Consider the following 17,449-nt stretch of genomic DNA (forward strand, 5'->3'; position numbering starts at 1 on the left):
GCGGGCGGGTCACCGTTTCGTCGGCGGTCCGGATCCGCACCGGGAAGGGCTGACCGACCGGCGACACGGCAGGCACCGAGGGTGATCGCGGGCGGTTACTCGTGCTATTCTCCGGCGTCGATCCCCCCTTTTTGGCCCGGATCGGGTCGTTGTCGCAGAAGGACCCTCTTTCCCGATGCCGGCCGTTGCCGCCCCGACCACGTCGCCCACCACGCTGGACACTCCGGCCGGCGGCGCGTTCACTCTGATCTTCACCCGCCTGCCGGCGCTGCTGCGCCTGGCCTGCGGCCTGGTCGGCGCGGTGGTCGCCCTGTCGGTGCGCACCCCGCCCGTCGAGCCGACGCTGCTGGTTCCGGCCGTCGCGGCCCTGACCGCCTGGTCGGTCTGGTACGCGTTCCGCGCGCTGCGCCACGGCATCGGCCGCCCGATGGTGCTCGGCGACGTGGCGCTGACCGCCGCCGCCTGCCTGGCGATGCCGGTGCTGGTCGCCCCGGAGGTGCTGCCCGGCGAGGTGAGCTGGATCGCGGTGCTGGCCAGCACCACGGTCCTCAACGCGCAGGCCAACGCCCCCATCGGTTGGTCGGTTCCGGCGGGGCTGCTGGTGACGGCGGCCTACGCGACCGGCGCGCACGCCGCCGGCCAGCCCGACGAGGCCGCCGCGCACGCGGTGACGCTGCTGGTGCAGACGGCCTGCGGCGCGCTGATCACCGCCATCATGCGGCGGCGCATCGGTCGGGCCGACGACGCCTTCGTGGCGCACCAGCGGCTCACCCGGGAGGCGCTGGTCGCCCGGACCGCGCGGGACGCGGAGCGGCGGCAGAACCGGGATCTGCACGACACGGTGCTGGCCACCCTGACGATGGTCGGGCTGGGCGCGGTCGCCGGCCCGTCCGCCGCGCTGCGCGACCGGTGCGCCGCCGAGCTGCGTACCCTCACCGCGCTGGCCGACGCGCGGTCCGCGCCCGAGGAGGGGCCGGTGCCGCTGGACGGGCGGCTGCGGGCGGTGCGCGCCCGGCTGCCCGAACTGCCGGTCACCACCGAGCTGGCGCCGTGCGTCGTGCCCGCCCCGGTCGCGGAGGCGCTCGCGGAGAGCACGTACGCGGCGCTGTCCAACGTGCTCCGGCACGCGCCGGGCGCGTCCGCCGCGCTGCGGCTGAGCCGGGTCGCCGAGACCGTCGTGGTCGAGCTCGCCGACGACGGTCCGGGTTTCGACCCGGCGGCCGTTCCCGCGCACCGGTACGGGCTACGCGAGTCGGTACGCGGCCGGATGTCCTCCGTCGGGGGGAGCGCCGAGATCGACTCGCGCCCCGGCGCCGGCACCCGGATCCGGTTGGAGTGGTCCGGTGTCGACTGAAACGACGCCGGTTCCGGCGACGGCGGTGCCGGCGGCGCGTACGTCGGACGCGGGCCGGTCCCCGGTGGACCCGGCGGCGGCGGTGGCCGCCGCCTCCGACGGCGGCGCCCGGATCGTGGCGGTGGTCATCGCGCTGGCCTGGCACACGGCGATCGCGCTGCCCGCGGTGCTGAGTGCGTGGGCGGAGCTGGCCGCGCCGACGGTGGTCCTCGCCGGCTGGCTGCTCGCGGCGGCGATCGGGGTGCTGGCCGGCCTGCGGCTGCTGCGCGGCGCGCGCCTGCCGGCCTGGCCGCTGGCCGCGCTGCTGCTGGTGGTCGACGCGGTGGTGTTCGCGGCGGCCGGTGAGCGGCACCTCTTCACCGCCGCGAACTGGGTGTGGGGCACCCTCGGCTGGTTCTTCGTCATGGTGCTGTGGGGGCGGCGGGCCTCCGGGCTGGTCGCGACGCTGGGCGTCCACGCGCTGATCGCGCTGGCCGGGGTGCTCGGCCACGGCGCGACCGCCCCCGCCGACCTGGCCCGGTACGCCATGTCCGTCTACGCCACGTCGACCCTTCAGGTGGCGGTCTTCGTGGGCGGCACGGCGATCGCGCGGCTGGCCCGGCAGCGGGCCGGCGCGGCGGCGGCCGCCCACGCGGCGGAGGCCGAACGGGACGCCGCCGAACGGGCCCGGCGGGAACGGCGCGCCCGCCTGACGCTGGTCAGCGGTGCCGCCGAGGAGGTGCTCGCGGAGCTGGCCGAGGGTCGGGCGGACCCGGCCGACCCGGACGTGCAGCGGCGGGCGGTGCTGGCCGCCGCCCGGCTGCGCCGGCTCATCGCCGAGTCCGACGACGTGCCCGACCCGCTGCTGCACGAGCTGCGGGCCGCCGCCGACCTGGCGGACCGCAACGGGCTGCCGATCGACCTGGTGACGATCGGCGACCCGCCGCCCCTGCCGGTGCAGGTGCGCCGCCGGCTGGCGGACCCGCTCACCGCGCTCCTGGCCGACGCCCGGGGCTGGGCCCGGCTGACCGTGGTCGCCGGGCCCGACGAGGTGGTGGTCAGCCTGGTCACGCCCGACCGGCCTGGTCCCGACACCGCCGGACCGCCGGGCGACGACGGGCGGGTGGAGTACCTCTACGAGCGGGACGGGGAGATCAGATGGGCGCAGACCCGGTGGCGGGGGTGACCGGCGGTCGACCGGTCGGCGTGGCGATCGTGGACGACCACCCGGTCGTCATCGAGGGGGTCCGCGTCTGGCTGGCCGCCGAGCCCCGGCTGACGGTGCTGGCGACCGGCGACGACCCGGACGCCGTGCTGCGGGCCGCCCCCGACGCCGACGTGGTCCTGCTCGACCTGCGGCTGCACGGGCGGATGGCCCTCGACAAGCTCGCCGAGCTGAGCGCGGCCGGTCGGCGGGTGGTGGTCTACTCGGAGCACACCGACCCGCAGACGATCCTCGCCGCCCTGGACGCCGGGGCGGTCGCGTTCCTGGCCAAGCACGAGGGGCGGGAACACTGCGTGGCCACCGTGCTGGCCGCCGCCAGCGACCGCCCGTACGTGCCGCCGGCGCTCGCCGGGGCGATCGTGGGTGACCCCCGCCCGGACCGGCCCGCCCTGTCCGACAAGGAACGTGAGGCGCTGCTGCTGTGGTTCCAGTCGATGTCGAAGGCGTCGGTGGCCCGTCGGATGCGGATCAGCGAGCACACCGTCAAGCAGTACGTCGACCGGGCGCGGATCAAGTACACCCGAGCGGGGCGACCGGCCGCCACCAAGGCGGCGCTGCTCGCCCGGGCGATCGAGGACGGCCTAGTCCGGCCGGAGGAGATCGGCATCTATCGGTCACAGGCTTCCTACGACCGGCCGACCCCCTAACGGGCGTCATGACAGCCGGCCGGGGGTCGGCGACGCTCGTAGTGAGATGCCGTCGGCACCGGAGGTCATGACGATGCACGATGACGCGTCCCCCTTCTTCATCGCCCCGCACCGCTTCGACGCGGACGACGACGTGGCCCCGGCGCTGGACCGGCGGCACGAGCTGGTCGTCGAGGCCGGTGAGCGGGTGCTCGCCCGGCACCGGCTGCACGCGTCGGGGCACCTGCTCGGCCCGACGGAGGCCCGGCGGCGGTGGACGCTGCCCGAGCCGGTGGCGGTGACCGTCACCGACCGGCGGATCGCGTACATCGGCGGCGGGCCGCAGCTCGCCCTGGTCGACGGGGCCGGTGACGGCGCGCGGCACCGCCGGGGCGTCCGGCTGCCGGGTCTGATCAGCGGTCAGATCCGCTGGCAGTGGCCGTCCCGCCTGGAGCTGCGGGCGGCGGGGCCCGCGGAGCACGCCCGCCTGCTGGTGGTCTGCGACGCGCTGCGCACCATCCAGCAGCCGGCCCTCGGCCTCACCGGCCCCGCCGGGGAGGTCGTCGAGCTGACCCGCCGGGTGCGCCGGGCGGTGGCCGGGTTCCGGCTGGCCCACCCCGAGCTGGTGGACCTGTCGCCGCCCGAGCGGGACGTGCTGGCGGTGCGGGCCGGGTCGGGGCCGGGCGCCGGCGAGGCCCGGATCACCCTGCCCGGGTCGCTGCCGGTCGAGTTCCACTCCCGGGACGACTACTACCGACCGGGACGCTCCGACCGTGGGTGGCACGGGCCCGCAGCCGGCGCAGCATCCGGGCATCGGTGAAGCCGACGGTACGGGCGGCCCCCTCCACGGTGGCGCCGTGCCCGATGAGGTGCTCGGCGCGTTCCACCCGCAGCAGCTGCTGGTAGCCGAGCGGGGTCAGCCCGGTGGCCTGCCGGAACAGCCGGGTCAGCGTCCGCTCGGCCACCCCGCCGACGCAGGCGAGGTCGGCCAGCGGCAGCGGCTCGGCGAACCGGCGGTCGATCAGGTCCTGCACCCGGTGCACGGCGTCGGAGAGGTGGGACCGGTGCCGCAGCAGGGCGCCGGCCTGCGGCTCGTGACCGTTGCGCCGGGAGTGCAGGACGAGGGTGCGGGCGATCCGCGCCGCCACCGCCGGCCCGTGCCGGGTGGCCACCAGGTGCAGCGCCACATCCATGCCGCTGGCGATGCCGGCGGAGGTGACCACCCGCTCGTCGACCACGTAGAGCACGTCGCGGACCACCCGCGCCGCCGGGAACCGGCGGGCCAGCTCGTCCTGCACGTCGTGGTGGGTGGTGCAGCGGCGGCCGTCGAGCAGGCCGGCCCGGCCGAGGGCGTACGCGCCGGCGCAGACGCTGGCGACGGTGCCGCCGCCGGCGTGGTGGTCGGCTAGCCGCCGCAGGTCGTCCGGCCTGACCGGCCCCTGCGGTCCGTGCGCGCGCAGCCGCCATCCGGGTACGACCACCAGGTCGTCGCGGGTCAGCTCGGGCCACCGGAGCCCGGCCACCAGCGGTACGCCCTGCACGGTCGGCACGACCTCCCGGTCGGCGACGTAGTGCAGCCGGTAGTCGTGGCCGAGGTCGGCGGCGGCGGAGAACACCTGGGCCGGGCCGGCGAGGTCCAGCAGGTGCAGCTGCGGGACGAGCAGGAAGACGACCCGGGGCATCGGCTCAGGCCCGCGCGCCGGCCGGAACCGCCCCGGTCACCTCGGCCACGGTGCGGATGGTGGCGAACCGGCCGGCGAGGGCGTACTCGGTGCGGGCGGTCATCTCCTCGTTCGACAGGGTGCGCGGGTCGGCGAGGATCTCCTCCTGCGTGGCCGTGGCCGGCAGGTCCCGGTGCGGGGTCGGGAAGGTCACCGTCGCGTCCGTCACGAAGGTCACCTCGTAGCCGAGGTCGCAGCCGACCCGGGCGGTGGTCTCGACGCACTGTTCGGTGCGGATGCCGCAGACGGTGATCTCGCCGACGCCCGCCGTCGTCAGCAGCTGCTGGAGGTTGGTGGTGGTGAAGGCGTTGTGCGACGTCTTCACCAGCGTGGGTTCCCCCGGGGCGGGCGACAGCCCCTCGATCAGGCGGACGTGCCCGTTGGCCGGATCGAAGACCCCGCCGGTGCCCGGCTCGGCGTGCAGGACCCAGACGACCAGCTCGCCGCGCCCCCGGGCGGCGGCGACGAGCCGGTCCACCTGGCCGACGATTCCGGGATTGGAGGCGTACGCCCAGCTGGGGCGGCGGCGGAAGGACTCCTGGACGTCGATGACGACGAGTGCTGATCTGCTCATGGGTTGAATCCTCGCCGGGTACGCGCCGGCGCGGCAGGCACCATCCCGCCCCGCTGCGGAACGATCCGGCCACCCTGGGGCCCCCGCCGACCGGCCCGCCGGCCGGGGAACCCCCCGTCGGGCGTCGGGTCGATCGGGGAACCCTTCTCAGGCGTCGGGGTCGACCGCGGCGGCCCGGCGGCGGACCTCCAGGTCGGCGGCCTCCTCCAGCGTGGGCGCGGTGCCGCCCAGGTGCGCCGGGAGCCACCAGGTGTCGTCGGGGCCGGCGGGGGCGTCGGGGTACTCCCGCTGGGCCCGGTCGACCAGCGCGGTCAGCCGCTCCTTCAGGTCGACGGTCATCGCGTTGGCGTCCGGGTAGGCCGCCGGGTCCATCGGCTCGCCGATCAGGATCGTGATCGGGGTGTGCCGGCGGGTCAAGGTGCGCGGTCGGCCCTTGGTCCAGAGCCGCTGGGTGCCCCAGATTGCGACCGGCAGCACCGGCACACCGGCCTCGGACGCCATCCGGGTCGTCCCGCTCTTGAGCGACTTGACCGTGAACGACCGGCTGATCGTCGCCTCCGGGAAGACGCCGACCACCTCACCGCGCTTCAGTGCGCTGACCGCCGTCGCGTACGACCCGGCGCCCGCCCGCCGGTCCACCGGGATGTGCCGCATGCCCCGCATCAGCGGGCCGGACACCTTGTGCGTGAAGACGGACTTCTTGGCCATGAACCGCACCAGCCGCTTCGCCGGATTCGCGCCCAGCCCACAGAAGATGAAGTCGAGGTAGCTGACGTGGTTGCTGGCCAGCACCGCCCCGCCCGTACGCGGCACGTGGTGGGCGCCCTCGATGGTGATCTTCAGGTCGAGGACCCGGAACATCGTCTTGGCGGCGGCGATCACGGGCGGGTACACGAGTTCCGGCATGGCGCGAACTTACCCTGCCCGGCTGAACCCCATGCCGACCCGCCGGGCCGCCGCGCCCGGCCCGCTCCCGCCCGCCCGTGCGGGCCGGCCCCCGGTCGCGGGAGGCCGGCGGCGCCCGGTCCGCCCGGTCGCCGCCGGCCCCCGCGGGAGCCGGGCCCGCGCTAGTCGGTGAGCCGGTGCATGTCGAGGCGGCCCCGGGCGAACGCGTCGACGCGGCCCCACCGGCCCGGGATGTCCAGCACCTCGATCCGCCCCATCCCGATCGGCAGCCGGGGCTCCACCGCGAGGTGCCCCTCGTGCGGCTCCAGGCCGAGCATGGTCCGCAGCAGCAGCAGCGGCGTGCCGGTCGACCAGGCCTGCGGGCTGCACGCGGTCGGGTACTCCACCGGGAACTTGGTCAGCTCGCGGGGGTAGCCCCCGAACGCCTCCGGCAGCCGGCCCTCGAAGTAGGTGGCCGCGTCGAGGATGCCGTTGGCGATGACCGCCGCCTCCTCGGCGAAGCCGTACCGGCGCAGGCCCCAGGCGATGAACGAGTTGTCGAACGGCCAGATCGTGCCGTTGTGGTAGCCGATCGGGTTGTAGCGGACCTCGCCCTCGGCCAGCGTCCGCACCCCCCAGCCGGTGAAGAGCCGGGGACCGACCAGGTGCTCGGCGATCTTCTCGGCCCGGTCGTGGTCGACGATGCCGCTCCAGAGCAGGTGACCGATGTTGGAGCTCAGCACGTCGCACTGGCGGCCGTCCGGGTCCAGGGCCAGGGCGTAGTACTGGCCGTCCTCCACCCAGAAGTCCCGGTTGAACCGCTCCTTCAGCGCCGCCGCCTCCCGCTCCAGCCGGTCGGCGAAGTCCGGGTCGCCCCAGAACTCGCGCGCCAGGCGGGCGGCCCGCAGCTTCGCGTCGTACGCGTACCCCTGCACCTCGCAGGTGGCCCGGGGGAACGGCGGCAGCTTGCCGTCCCGGTAGGAGATGGAGTCCCAGGAGTCCTTCCAGCACTGGTTCTCCAGGCCGGTGTCGGTGTTGCGCCGCTCGTACCAGATGTAGCCGCTGCCGACCAGGTCGGCGTAGTCGTCGATCCACTTCAGCGCGGCCCGGCACTCCCGCTCCAGCTCCATGACCAGCTCGACGTCCCCGCTCCACTTCTCGTACTCGTCGAGCAGCACCAGGAACAGCGGGGTCGCGTCCACGGACCCGTAGTACGGCGAGTGCGGCTGTTCCTCGAAGGCGGCGGTCTCGCCGTACCGCATCTCGTGCAGGATCCGGCCCGGGTCCTCGTCGCGGAAGTCGTCGAACCGGGTGCCCTGGAGCGAGGCCAGGATCCGCAGCGTGGTCTTCGACAGGTCCGGCGTGAACGGCAGCGTCTGCAGGCAGGTCAGGATGCTGTCCCGCCCGAACATGGTCATGAACCAGGGCAGGCCGGCGGCCGGCAACGACGCCCCGCCGAGGGAGAGCGGCGAGAAGCGCAGCGCGGCCAGGTCGATCAGGCTGCGCCGGTACGTCGAGGCGACCCGGTCGTGCTGGCTGTTGACCTTGGGGGCCCTGGCGATCCACTCGTCGAGGTCGTGCTTGAGGGCGAGCCGCTCGGTGGTGTGCGCCCGCAGGCCCATCCGCAGGTCCCGCCCGCCCGGGGAGAGCGCCATGGTCTTGACGTCGATCTCGGACTCCCACCGCTCGTTGGGCTGCAGGTGGATGGAGTAGGCGAAGCCCTTGCGGTCGTACCGCGGCGCCGGGGACGCGGAGATCAGCGTCTCGCGGATGAAGTTGCCCCGCCGGTAACCCAGGCGCAGCCGGTCCGACTCGACCTCCGTGTAGATCTCGCCCTTCTTGTTGAGGATCTCGTCCTTGACCTGGAACAGGTCGGCGAAGTCGGACGCCGCCTCCATCCTGATCTCCAGGTCGACCGGCTTCTCGTCGTGGTTGAGGATGGTGAGCGTCTCCCGGAAACTGCCCCCCACCGCCCGCTCCCGGATGATCGACAGCTTGGCGTCGATGTAGTGCGTCGCCATCCCCGGCACCAGGAAGAAGCGGGCCTCGTAGTACTGGAGGTCGTCGTACGACAGGGGGGTGAGCCGGTCGCCGTTCACCGTCAGCACCCACGTCGACAGGTACCGGGTGTCCAGGGAGAAGAACCCGGTCGGCTCGCTCGGTGTCGCCTCGATGTCACCGGTGTCCTCGGACACCACGAAGGTGCTGCCGTCCAGGATCCGGACCGTGTTGCTCTGCGCCATCACCGCACCTCCTGATGGACCTCGAAGTGCCGGCGTGGTCCACGGGCGTCCGGATGGCCGGGAAAGAGCCGCTCCATCTGCACCACCAGTCGGAGGTCCCCGCTCACCGTCATGTCCCCCCGCAGCAGCGCCGCCACCCCGTGCTCGCGGCCGGCGGCGAGCTCCTCGAAGAGCTCGGGGCTGGTCCCGACCACCGTGTCGGCCTCCTGGTCCTCCCGGCTCACCTGGAGCCGGCCGTGGTCGATCCGCAGCAGCCAGTGCGTCGTGTGCGCCCCCTCGTGCAGGTCCAGGCGCAGGGTCCCGGAGGACTTCGCCAGCAGGGGGTCGTACCCCCGCCGGTCGAGGTCCTCGAAGAACCTCGTCGTCGCGTCCACCATCGGGTCCTCTCCTCCCCCCGTCGGTCAATGTCCCGAGCAAGGGGTCCCCGTCCGGTGCCGGGCCAACCTCGCCCGGATGGGGTGAGTCGCCCGTCCGGCGCGTCGCGACGGTGCGGCCCGCTCCCCGTTCCGGGGCGCATCGGCTAGATCACCAGGGTGTCGTGGCGGCCCTTCCACCGGCGGACGTGGCCGCGCCACCCGGCGAGCAGCGCGATGACGGTCCAGCCGACGCCGCCGAGGAGCAGTGCCGCCAGCATGCCGCCGGAGTCGACCCGGTCGGCGGCCTCGAGGTCGACCACCCCGTCCGGATCGGTGAGCACGGCGAGCCTGTCGCCGACCCGGTAGCCGGGGTTGCTGCCCTGATGGACCAGCGGCTCGTCGAGGCGCCCGTCGGCGCCCTGGAGCATGAACTCGTGCCGCTTGCCGACGACCTGCACGTCGACGATGGTCACCTCCTGGCGTACGCCGCGCGCCTCCAGCACCGCCTCAGGGGCGAGCTGCACCGACCCCACGAGGACGAACAGCGCCGGAAGCACCGCGAGGAAGGCCAGCCACGCGGCCCGGTGCAGCAGACGTACGGCGAACACGAAGACCAGGCAGAGAAGCAGGCCGGTGATGATCGGGACGACCGTCGCGCCCACCGCCACGTACGCGACGGCGGTGTTCAGCGCGATCACGACCAGACCGAGCAGCACCACCAGCATCGTCGTCGTGATCGACCTGCCGGCCGACCAGGCTCCCGCCATGGGTCCGGAACGGGTGGGCGGCGCCCCGGCCGGCGCCGTCGTCGTGGATCGGTGCTGGGGCGGCCATCCGCTCGGCTGGCTCCGGCCTGGTGTGGGGGGTTCTGCAGACACGGCAGGATCATAGGACTGGCGGTCCATCACGCCGGGGCGACGACGCCACGCCCACGGTGAAGACGCGACGCCGGCTCCCGCTTCGGGGAGCCGGCGCGCCGCGGCGGACGGTCAGTTGTTCGGTTCGTCGGCGCTGATGTCGGCGAGCACCGACTGCGGTTCCCGCTCCACGGCGAGGTCACCCATCGAGACCAGGCCGACCAGCCGCCCGTCGTCGATGACCGGCAACCGGCGCACGGCGTACGTCCGCATCAGGTCGGCGGCCGCGACCGCGTCGTCGTGCTGGCTCACCGTGATCACGTCCTTGCTGGTGATCCGGTTGAGCGGGGTCGAGTTCGGGTCCATGTTCTCGGCCACGCCCCGGACCGTGATGTCCCGGTCCGTCACGATGCCGATGACGTCGTCGCCGTCGGTCACCACCACGTCGCCGATGGCGCTGTCGCGCATCTCCTGCGCCGCGGCGGTCAGCGTGTCGTTGCCGTCCATCGTCACCAACCGGGTCGTCATGAACTCTCCGACCGTTGTCATGGTGCTCCCCTCTCGGTGTCGGCACCGCCGTCTACCCGCCGACCGCACGGGGTAACGCGTGCGACCCCGGCCCGGGTCAGGCGCGCGGCGGGAGGCCGTAGAGGCGCTCGACGTGCAGCCGGAGCACGAGGCGTCCCTCGGCGACCATCGCCCGCCGGTAGTCGGCCCAGTCCGGATGCTCACCCTGGATCGCCCGGTAGAGGTCGACCAGCTCCGTCACGGTCGCGTCGTCCGGGTCGGCGGCCACCGGCGTCAGCTCGGCGCGCCCCTCCGCGACCGCGTACGCCCAGCCGTCGTCGCTGCCGACGTGGAAGGAGGCGCGCGGGTCCCTGCGCAGGTTGGCGGTCTTGGCCCGGCCGTCGGTCACCGAGACGCGGATCAGGGCCGACGTGCTGTCGAAGGCGTAGATGACGGTGGAGAGCTGCGGACGCCCGTCCCGCTTGAGCGTGGCCAGCACCCCCAGCCGGTGGCCGGCGATCAGCTCCGTCAACGCCCGCTGGGTCTCGTCGTCCGTCACGGCAACCTCCCGCTCGACCGGTCACGGCGTACCCATCGAACCACGGCGGACGCCCCGCCGCGCCCGCGTGCCTGCCGAACGCCGACGCGGCGGGCCGGACGGAGGACGCGGCGGGCCCCCGCCGAATCCGGCGGGGGCCCGGGAAGGACGCGATGGTCAGCGGCGCTCGGCGGCGACCAGCTCGGCGAGCTGCACCGCGTTGAGCGCGGCGCCCTTGCGCAGGTTGTCGTTGGAGCAGAACAGGGCGAGGCCGTGCTCGACGGTCTCGTCGGCGCGGATCCGCCCGACGTAGGTCGGGTCCTGGCCGGCGGCCTGCAACGGGGTCGGCACGTCGGCGAGCGCCACGCCGGGGGCGCCGTCGAGCAGCTCGCGGGCCCGCTGCGGGGTGATCGGGCGGGCGAAGCGGGCGTTGATCTGGAGCGAGTGGCCGGTGAACACGGGCACCCGCACGCAGGTGCCGGAGACGCGCAGCCCGGGGATCTCCAGGATGCGGCGGCTCTCGTTGCGCAGCTTCTGCTCCTCGTCGGTCTCGAAGCTGCCGTCGTCGACGATCGAGCCGGCGAGCGGGAGCACGTTGAACGCGATCGGCCGGGCGAACGAGCGGGGGGCCGGGAACTCCACGGCCGCGCCGTCGAAGGCGAGACCGGCGGCGTGCTCGGCGACCTTGCGGACCTGCTCGTCGAGTTCGGCGACGCCGGCCAGGCCGGCGCCGGAGACCGCCTGGTACGTCGAGACGACCAGGCTGACCAGCTCCGCCTCGGCGTGCAGCGGGCGCAGCACGGGCATCGCGGCCATCGTCGTGCAGTTCGGGTTGGCGATGATCCCCTTGGGGCGTACGGCGGCGGCGTGCGGGTTGACCTCGGCGACGACCAGCGGCACCTCCGGGTCCATGCGGAACGCCGAGGAGTTGTCGATGACGACGGCGCCGGCGGCGGCGACCCGGGGCGCGAGCTCCTTCGCGGTGCCCTTGCCGGCGGAGAAGAGCACGATGTCGAGCCCGGAGTAGTCGGCGGTGGCCGCGTCCTCCACGGTCACCTCGCCGTCCCGCCAGGGCAGGGCGCGCCCGGCCGACCGCGCCGAGGCGAACAACCGCACCTGCTCCGCCGGGAACTCCCGCTCCGCCAGCACCTGCCGCATCACGCCACCGACCTGGCCGGTGGCCCCCACAATGCCGATCCTCATGCCCGCGAGGCTACCCAGCCCGGCGACCCGACCGGGAACGCTTTCCCACCCACCGGGGCCGGCGGCGCTCCCGCCCGGCGGTGGCCGTGGCCACCCCGGGCCGCGACCGGGACGGAACGACACCGCCGGAAGGGCCGGTGGGACGGGAGGATCGTCAGCCGGCGGGGCGGCCCGCCGAAGCATCCACGCCGGCCGCCCCGGACGGGCCACCCGCACCGGGCGGGGGCGGCGCGACCGATGTCACACCGCCCCGGGCCGGTCAGGAGGCGTGCTCGACCAGTTCGCCCAGGCCGGTGGCGACGAGTTCGTCGCGGATCACCGCGGCGTCGCCCTCCACGACGAGGGTGAGCTCCTCCGGGCGCAGGTGCGTGGCGGCCGCCGCGGAGACCTCCGCCACGTCGGCGGCAAGCAGCGACTCGCGCAACCGGGCGTGGTAGTCGTCCGGCAGGTCGTGCACGACCAGGGTGGTCAACGCGGAGGCGATCGCCCGGGGGCTCTGCAACTCGACCGAGAGCTGCCCGGCCCGCCAGGAGCGCGCGACCGCCAGCTCCTCGTCGGTCACCCCGGTCTCCCGGGTACGGGTAATCTCGCCGACCGCCTCGACGACGGCCGGCGCGGTGACCGCCGTCTGCACGCTGGAGCTGACCCCGAAGCGGCCGAAGCGGCGGGACGAGGCGAAGTCGCCCCGGATGCCGTACGTGTAGCCGCGCACCTCGCGGATCAGGTGGTTGAGCCGGGAGGTGAACGCCCCGCCGAGCACCGTGCCGGCGAGCGTCATCGGCACGTGGTCGGGGTGGGAGCGGTGCGGCGACGGGTGGCCCAGCCGCAGCGTGGACTGCACCGAGCCGGGCCGGTCCACCAGGATGATCCGCCGGCCGGGGCGGGTCGGCACCTCGATCGGGCCGCCCCGGTCGACCGGCCCGCCGCCGGTGCCGGCGAACGCCGCCGCGCCGAGCGCGTCCAGGTCCAGCCGGTCCAGGTCGCCGGCGACGACCAGCGTGCCCGGGCGGATGAACCACTCGGAGTGGAAGACCGTGACGTCCTCGACGTCCAGCGCCGCCACCGACTCCGGGTCGCCGTACAGGGGGCGGCCCCAGCGGTTACCGGCGCCGAACAGGTCAGCGCGCAGCGCCGCGTCGGCCCGCGGGCCGGGGTTGGCCCAGTCCATCCGCAGCGCGGTCGCCTCGTCGTCGCGGACCCGCCGGACGTCGTCCGGGTCCAGCTTCGGGGTGCGCACCGCCTCGGCGAGCAGCTCCACGGCGGCGTTCAGCCGCTCCACCGGCACCTGCACGCTGACCTGGAAGGAGTCCCAGTCCAGCCCGATCACCAGCTCGGTGCCGAGCCCTTCGATCGCCAGCGCGTACGCCGTCGCGTCGCGCTGCGCGGTCCCCTCCTCCAGGGCCTTGGCGAGCACCGCGCCGAGCCCCTCCTTGCCGGTCGGCTCGCGGCCGGCGCCCGCGTCGAGCAGCAGCAGGGCCACGGCCAGGTTCTGCCCGGGCAGGTGCGCGGCGACCACCTGACCACCCGCCACGGTGCGGCGGACCACCTGCGGGAACCGGTACGGGCGGGCGGCGCCGGGCCCGGGACGGTCGGCGATCAGCGTCATCAGGGCTTCTCCTCGGGCAGGTAGGTCAGGGTCACCCGGTCGTCGGCGGCGAGCACCTCGGCGGCGGCCTCGGCGATCTGCTCGGCGGTCACCGCGAGCCAGGCCGGCAGCCGCTCCGCGGCCTTCGCCGGGTCGCCGAACTGGGTGGCGTAGCGCCCGAGCGTGTCCGCCCGGCCGTCCACCGTGGCCATCTGCCGCCACCACGAGGTGCTCAGCAGGGACTTGGCCCGGTCCAGCTCAGTGGTGGTGACGGGGACGGTGGCCAACTCGTCGACCACCTCGGCCAGCCCGGCGCCGAGTCGTTCGGCGCTCACCCCGGGGCGGGCCGTGGCGGTGGCGATCAGCGGCGCGGGGGCGTGCGCCAGGTCCACGCCGTACGCCCCGACCAGGTCGGGCTGGGCGATCCGCTCACCGTCGGCGAGGCGCTGGTAGAGGCGGCTGCCCCGGCCGCTGCCCAGGACGGTGGCGAGCACCGTCATCACGTCGTAGCCGGGGCTGCCGAAGGGGTGGGTGCGGTGCGCGACGTAGACGCGCGGCGCCGGCACCTCGGCGGTGACCGTCTCCACGGCGGGTCGGCCGGTGGCCGGGACGGTCCGGCCGTCCGGCGCGGGCGGGATCTCCGCGCGGGGCGGGATCGCGCCGAAGTACTTGTCGGCCAGCGCGAACACCTCGGCGGCCGAGGCGTCGCCCACGACGGTGAGCACGGCGTTGTTCGGCGCGTAGTACGTCCGGTGGAACGCCTGGAAGGTGCCCAGGTCGGCGGCGTTCAGGTCGGCCATCGACCCGATCGTGGCGTGGTGGTAGGGATGCCCGGGCGGGTAGAGCAGCGGCAGCAGCCGCAGCCAGGCGTCGCCGTAGGGCACGTTGTCGTAGCGCTGGCGCCGCTCGTTCTTGACCACGTCCCGCTGGTTGTCCAGCGTCTCCTGGGTCAGCGCGGGGACCAGGCCGCCCATCCGGTCCGCCTCCAGCCACAGCGCCAGTTCCAGGTGCTCGGCGGGGACGGTCTCGAAGTAGTTGGTGCGGTCCGGGTTGGTGGTGGCGTTGAGCGAGCCGCCCGCGCCCTGCACCAGCTTCATGTGTTCGGTCTTCGCCACGTTGACCGAGCCCTCGAACATCAGGTGCTCGAAGAGGTGCGCGAAACCGGTCTGCCCCTCGGGCTCGTGCCGGGAGCCGACGTCGTACCAGAGGTTCACGGCGACCGCGGGGGCGGTGCGGTCCTCACTCACCACCACGCGCAGGCCGTTGTCCAGTCGGGTGGTCTCGATGGGCCAGGGGTAACCGCTGTCGGGCATGGCACGACGCTATCCGATCAGGTGCGCGGGAAGGGACGCGCCGCACGCGGCGAGGCATCGACCGCCGGCGGCCGGGTACCGGGGGAGGATGCCGCCTGCCGCCACCGTGACCGACCGGGCCGCCGTCGCGGTCGACCGCGCGACCGCCGCCCTGACCCGGCTGCGCCGGGCCCGCCTCCTGCATCCCGCGGGCCGCTCGTTCGCGGGCGAGGTCGTCGTCTGGGGTACGTCGGGACCGCCGACCGGGGTACCGCTGCTGGACGGTCCGGGTCGCTTCCGGGCGACCGTCCGGCTCTCCAAGGGCGTGCCCACCCCGGGCGGCTGGCCGGACGTGCTGGGGCTGGCCGTGCGGCTGCACCGCGACGGTGGCCGGCCGTTCGACCTGCTGGTCAGCTCCAGCGGGGCCGCGCCGCTGCTGCGGAACCTGCCGCTGCCCCGGCGGCGCTTCGCGGGGACGTACAGCACGATCATGCCGTTGCGCGCGGGCCGGCGGCGGCTCTTCCTGGCCGCGCTGGCCGACCCGGAGTCGCCCGACCTGGGCCGCAGCCTGGCCGAGGTGGCCGCCGCGGCCCGGGCGGACGCGCCGCGCCTGGTGCTCGCGGTCGCGTCCGCCGTCGGACCGTGGCGTCCGTTCGGGCAGGTCAGCCTCGGTGCCCAGCTCAGCGCCCGGGAGGACGCGGCGCTGGCCTTCGACCCGATCGACAACCTGCCGCCGGGGCTGCGGGCGGTCGGCCCGGTCGCCTGGCTGCGGGAGCACAGCTACCGGGGCTCGCGACGGGCCCGAGGGGCAGTGGCTCAGTCGGGGGGCTCGATGGGGGTCACCGTCTGATCGGAGGTACGCCGCTCCAGCACGGTGTCGGGGGCGGCGTTGCGGTCCTCCTCCCGGAGGTCGGACTCGGCGAGGATGGCCTCCGCCTGCGCGTGGGGGTCGTCGCTGCCGGCCGCCGCCTCCTCCGGCAGGAGGTGTGCGCGGGACTCCACCCGTTCCTGGTCGCTCTGCTCGTGACTCATGACCGCCCACATACCCCGCCGCCGCCTCCGGCACGCCGCATGATCGCGACCGACCCGGCCGGGCGGGCGCGGGCGGAGGCGGGCCGCTCAGGAGCGGAACGGTCCGCGCACCTCGTAGGTGATGCCACCCGAGGAGGAGCCGGACGTGCCGCGCTGCGACGAGAAGTAGAACCGGCTGCCGTCGGGCGAGAACGCCGGCCCGCAGATCTCCGACGAGGACTGGCCGGTGATCCGCAGGAACGGGGCGACCACCCCGGCCGGCGTGATCACGTTGATCTCCATGTTGCCGCCGTCCTCGGCGACGTAGAGGTCGCCCGAGCGGGCCCCGGTGATGTTGTCCACCCCGGTCAGCGGCGCCGTCCCGGAGACCAGCGAGTCGTCGTACGCCAGGTCGATGCGCTGGTTGACCGCGTCGTAGGCCCAGACCCGGTTGTCGCCCTTGGTGGTGAACCAGCAGGTGCCGCCGGCGTACCAGCAGCCCTCGCCGCCGTTGAACCTCTTCGCCCCGGCGACCTGGTCGCGGGTGAGTGTGGGCGAGCCGTCCGGGTCGGGCACCCGCGCCCAGCTCACCGGGCCGCTGGTGCCCGTGCCCGCGACCAGCACCTCCAGGGTGCCGGCGGAGAGGTCGCCCCAGGTGGTCGGCCGGAACCGGTAGAAGCAGCCGCTGGTCTCATCCTCGGTGAGGTAGACGACCCGGCGGTCCGGGTCGCAGGCGGCGGCCTCGTGGTTGAACCGGCCCATCGCGGCCCGCCGCACGCCGGCCCGGCCGCCCTCGGGGTACGTCTCGTAGACGTATCCCCGGCTGACCTCCTCGCCGGAGAGCCAGGTCCCCCACGGGGTCGCGCCGCCCGCGCAGTTGCGGTTGGTGTTCGACAGGATGCGGTACGCCGAGACGACGCTGCCGTCGGCGGCGAAGCGCACCGCGGACGCCCCACCGGTGGTGAGGATCTCGGAGTTCGAGACGTAGATCCAGCCGGTGCCGGCGACGAAGCAGGCGCCGCCGTCGGGCGCGTCGTGCCAGGTGTACGACGTGCCGGGCACCGCCTGCCGGGACCGGGCGATCACCCGGCTGGTGAAGCCGGCGGGCAGTTGGATGCCGTTGGCGTCGGCCGCGCCGAGCGGCCCGTACGGGCTGGCGCCCGGCTGAGCAGGGGCGGCCTGGGCGGCGCCGGCCCAGAGACTGCCGGCGAAGGCGGCGGCGCCGCCGACGACGGTGGCACGCAGGACGGTACGACGGTCCATCGGAAACCTCCGGAGATGCAGCGATCGGTGTCGATGAAACTACCGTCGCAGGCATCGACGAAGGTGAACGCGAAGCGAGTCTTTCCCGACGACCGGGTGGACCTTCCCGCACGGTCGGGTACGCTGGGCCGCGTGACGCGTTCGTATCGATGGTTTAGGCAGCCGGCTCGCACGCCGGTGACTTCACCATGATCTGACGTCACCACATTCGAGCCGGCCGGGCAGGAACT

18 protein-coding genes are annotated in these 17,449 nt (G+C 74.5%); 5 read left to right on the plus strand and 13 right to left on the minus strand.

Going from position 1 to position 17,449, the window contains the following annotated elements:
* Positions 1-175 precede the first annotated feature (175 nt).
* The 4 genes from ACLQ22_RS23440 to ACLQ22_RS23455 all read left to right on the plus strand — a co-directional run bounded on the left by ACLQ22_RS23440 (position 176) and on the right by ACLQ22_RS23455 (position 4,004).
* Positions 176-1,354 carry a sensor histidine kinase gene (locus ACLQ22_RS23440; RefSeq protein WP_425694206.1) on the plus strand — a complete coding sequence of 393 codons (1,179 nt, stop codon included), beginning with the start codon at positions 176-178 and terminating at the stop codon, positions 1,352-1,354.
* Entirely contained in the window at positions 1,344-2,519 is a 1,176-nt protein-coding gene (locus ACLQ22_RS23445; protein WP_425694207.1) for a hypothetical protein, read from the plus strand. The genes ACLQ22_RS23440 and ACLQ22_RS23445 overlap by 11 nt, the downstream gene beginning before the upstream one ends.
* On the plus strand, positions 2,492-3,205 hold the full coding sequence (locus ACLQ22_RS23450) for a response regulator (RefSeq protein ID WP_425694208.1): 714 nt from the start codon (positions 2,492-2,494) through the stop codon (positions 3,203-3,205). Before ACLQ22_RS23445 ends, ACLQ22_RS23450 begins: the two co-directional genes overlap by 28 nt.
* Positions 3,206-3,278: 73 nt before the next feature.
* On the plus strand, positions 3,279-4,004 hold the full coding sequence (locus ACLQ22_RS23455) for a hypothetical protein (protein ID WP_425694209.1): 726 nt from the start codon (positions 3,279-3,281) through the stop codon (positions 4,002-4,004).
* On the opposite strand, the gene ACLQ22_RS23460 is transcribed toward ACLQ22_RS23455, so the two are convergent.
* From ACLQ22_RS23460 to ACLQ22_RS23510, 11 genes are all read right to left on the minus strand, one after another.
* Positions 3,886-4,866 carry a GlxA family transcriptional regulator gene (locus ACLQ22_RS23460; protein WP_425694210.1) on the minus strand — a complete coding sequence of 327 codons (981 nt, stop codon included), beginning with the start codon at positions 4,864-4,866 and terminating at the stop codon, positions 3,886-3,888. The genes ACLQ22_RS23455 and ACLQ22_RS23460 overlap by 119 nt on opposite strands.
* A gap of 4 nt (positions 4,867-4,870) precedes the next feature.
* Positions 4,871-5,479, minus strand: a complete 609-nt coding sequence (locus ACLQ22_RS23465; protein ID WP_425694211.1) for an isochorismatase family protein — start codon at positions 5,477-5,479, stop codon at positions 4,871-4,873.
* A gap of 147 nt (positions 5,480-5,626) precedes the next feature.
* Positions 5,627-6,385, minus strand: a complete 759-nt coding sequence (locus ACLQ22_RS23470) for a lysophospholipid acyltransferase family protein (protein ID WP_425694212.1) — start codon at positions 6,383-6,385, stop codon at positions 5,627-5,629.
* A gap of 161 nt (positions 6,386-6,546) precedes the next feature.
* Positions 6,547-8,607, minus strand: a complete 2,061-nt coding sequence (locus ACLQ22_RS23475; RefSeq protein ID WP_425694213.1) for a glycogen debranching N-terminal domain-containing protein — start codon at positions 8,605-8,607, stop codon at positions 6,547-6,549.
* Positions 8,607-8,984: an SCP2 sterol-binding domain-containing protein gene (locus tag ACLQ22_RS23480; protein WP_425694214.1), complete on the minus strand. Its 378-nt coding sequence runs from the start codon at positions 8,982-8,984 to the stop codon at positions 8,607-8,609. The genes ACLQ22_RS23475 and ACLQ22_RS23480 overlap by 1 nt, the downstream gene beginning before the upstream one ends.
* Before the next feature lie 143 nt (positions 8,985-9,127).
* Entirely contained in the window at positions 9,128-9,730 is a 603-nt protein-coding gene (locus ACLQ22_RS23485; protein ID WP_425694215.1) for a hypothetical protein, read from the minus strand.
* Positions 9,731-9,952: 222 nt separating this feature from the next.
* Positions 9,953-10,369, minus strand: a complete 417-nt coding sequence (locus ACLQ22_RS23490; RefSeq protein ID WP_121399506.1) for a CBS domain-containing protein — start codon at positions 10,367-10,369, stop codon at positions 9,953-9,955.
* 76 nt (positions 10,370-10,445) lie between these two features.
* The gene (locus ACLQ22_RS23495; RefSeq protein WP_425694216.1) at positions 10,446-10,886 is read right to left on the minus strand and encodes a PPOX class F420-dependent oxidoreductase; all 441 of its coding nucleotides are present in this window, start codon (positions 10,884-10,886) and stop codon (positions 10,446-10,448) included.
* A 156-nt stretch (positions 10,887-11,042) separates the two neighbouring features.
* Positions 11,043-12,068 (minus strand): aspartate-semialdehyde dehydrogenase, encoded by a 1,026-nt coding sequence (locus ACLQ22_RS23500; RefSeq protein WP_425694217.1) that lies wholly within the window; start codon positions 12,066-12,068, stop codon positions 11,043-11,045.
* A 259-nt stretch (positions 12,069-12,327) separates the two neighbouring features.
* Positions 12,328-13,674: a M16 family metallopeptidase gene (locus tag ACLQ22_RS23505; RefSeq protein ID WP_425694218.1), complete on the minus strand. Its 1,347-nt coding sequence runs from the start codon at positions 13,672-13,674 to the stop codon at positions 12,328-12,330.
* Positions 13,674-14,966 carry a M16 family metallopeptidase gene (locus ACLQ22_RS23510; protein WP_121399510.1) on the minus strand — a complete coding sequence of 431 codons (1,293 nt, stop codon included), beginning with the start codon at positions 14,964-14,966 and terminating at the stop codon, positions 13,674-13,676. Before ACLQ22_RS23510 ends, ACLQ22_RS23505 begins: the two co-directional genes overlap by 1 nt.
* An 88-nt stretch (positions 14,967-15,054) precedes the next feature.
* Between ACLQ22_RS23510 and ACLQ22_RS23515 the strand changes: the two genes are divergently transcribed.
* Positions 15,055-15,795, plus strand: a complete 741-nt coding sequence (locus ACLQ22_RS23515; RefSeq protein ID WP_425694219.1) for a phosphodiesterase — start codon at positions 15,055-15,057, stop codon at positions 15,793-15,795.
* Here ACLQ22_RS23515 and ACLQ22_RS23520 read toward each other — a convergent pair.
* Together ACLQ22_RS23520 and ACLQ22_RS23525 are read right to left on the minus strand one after the other, a co-directional pair.
* Complete coding sequence (locus ACLQ22_RS23520; protein WP_101415193.1) at positions 15,762-15,977, minus strand: hypothetical protein; 216 nt, start codon at positions 15,975-15,977, stop codon at positions 15,762-15,764. The genes ACLQ22_RS23515 and ACLQ22_RS23520 overlap by 34 nt on opposite strands.
* Before the next feature lie 87 nt (positions 15,978-16,064).
* Positions 16,065-17,219 carry an alkaline phosphatase PhoX gene (locus ACLQ22_RS23525; protein ID WP_425694220.1) on the minus strand — a complete coding sequence of 385 codons (1,155 nt, stop codon included), beginning with the start codon at positions 17,217-17,219 and terminating at the stop codon, positions 16,065-16,067.
* Positions 17,220-17,449: the final 230 nt, after the last annotated feature.

This window comes from Micromonospora sp. DT178 (genome assembly GCF_049841695.1).
Lineage (GTDB): Bacteria > Actinomycetota > Actinomycetes > Mycobacteriales > Micromonosporaceae > Micromonospora.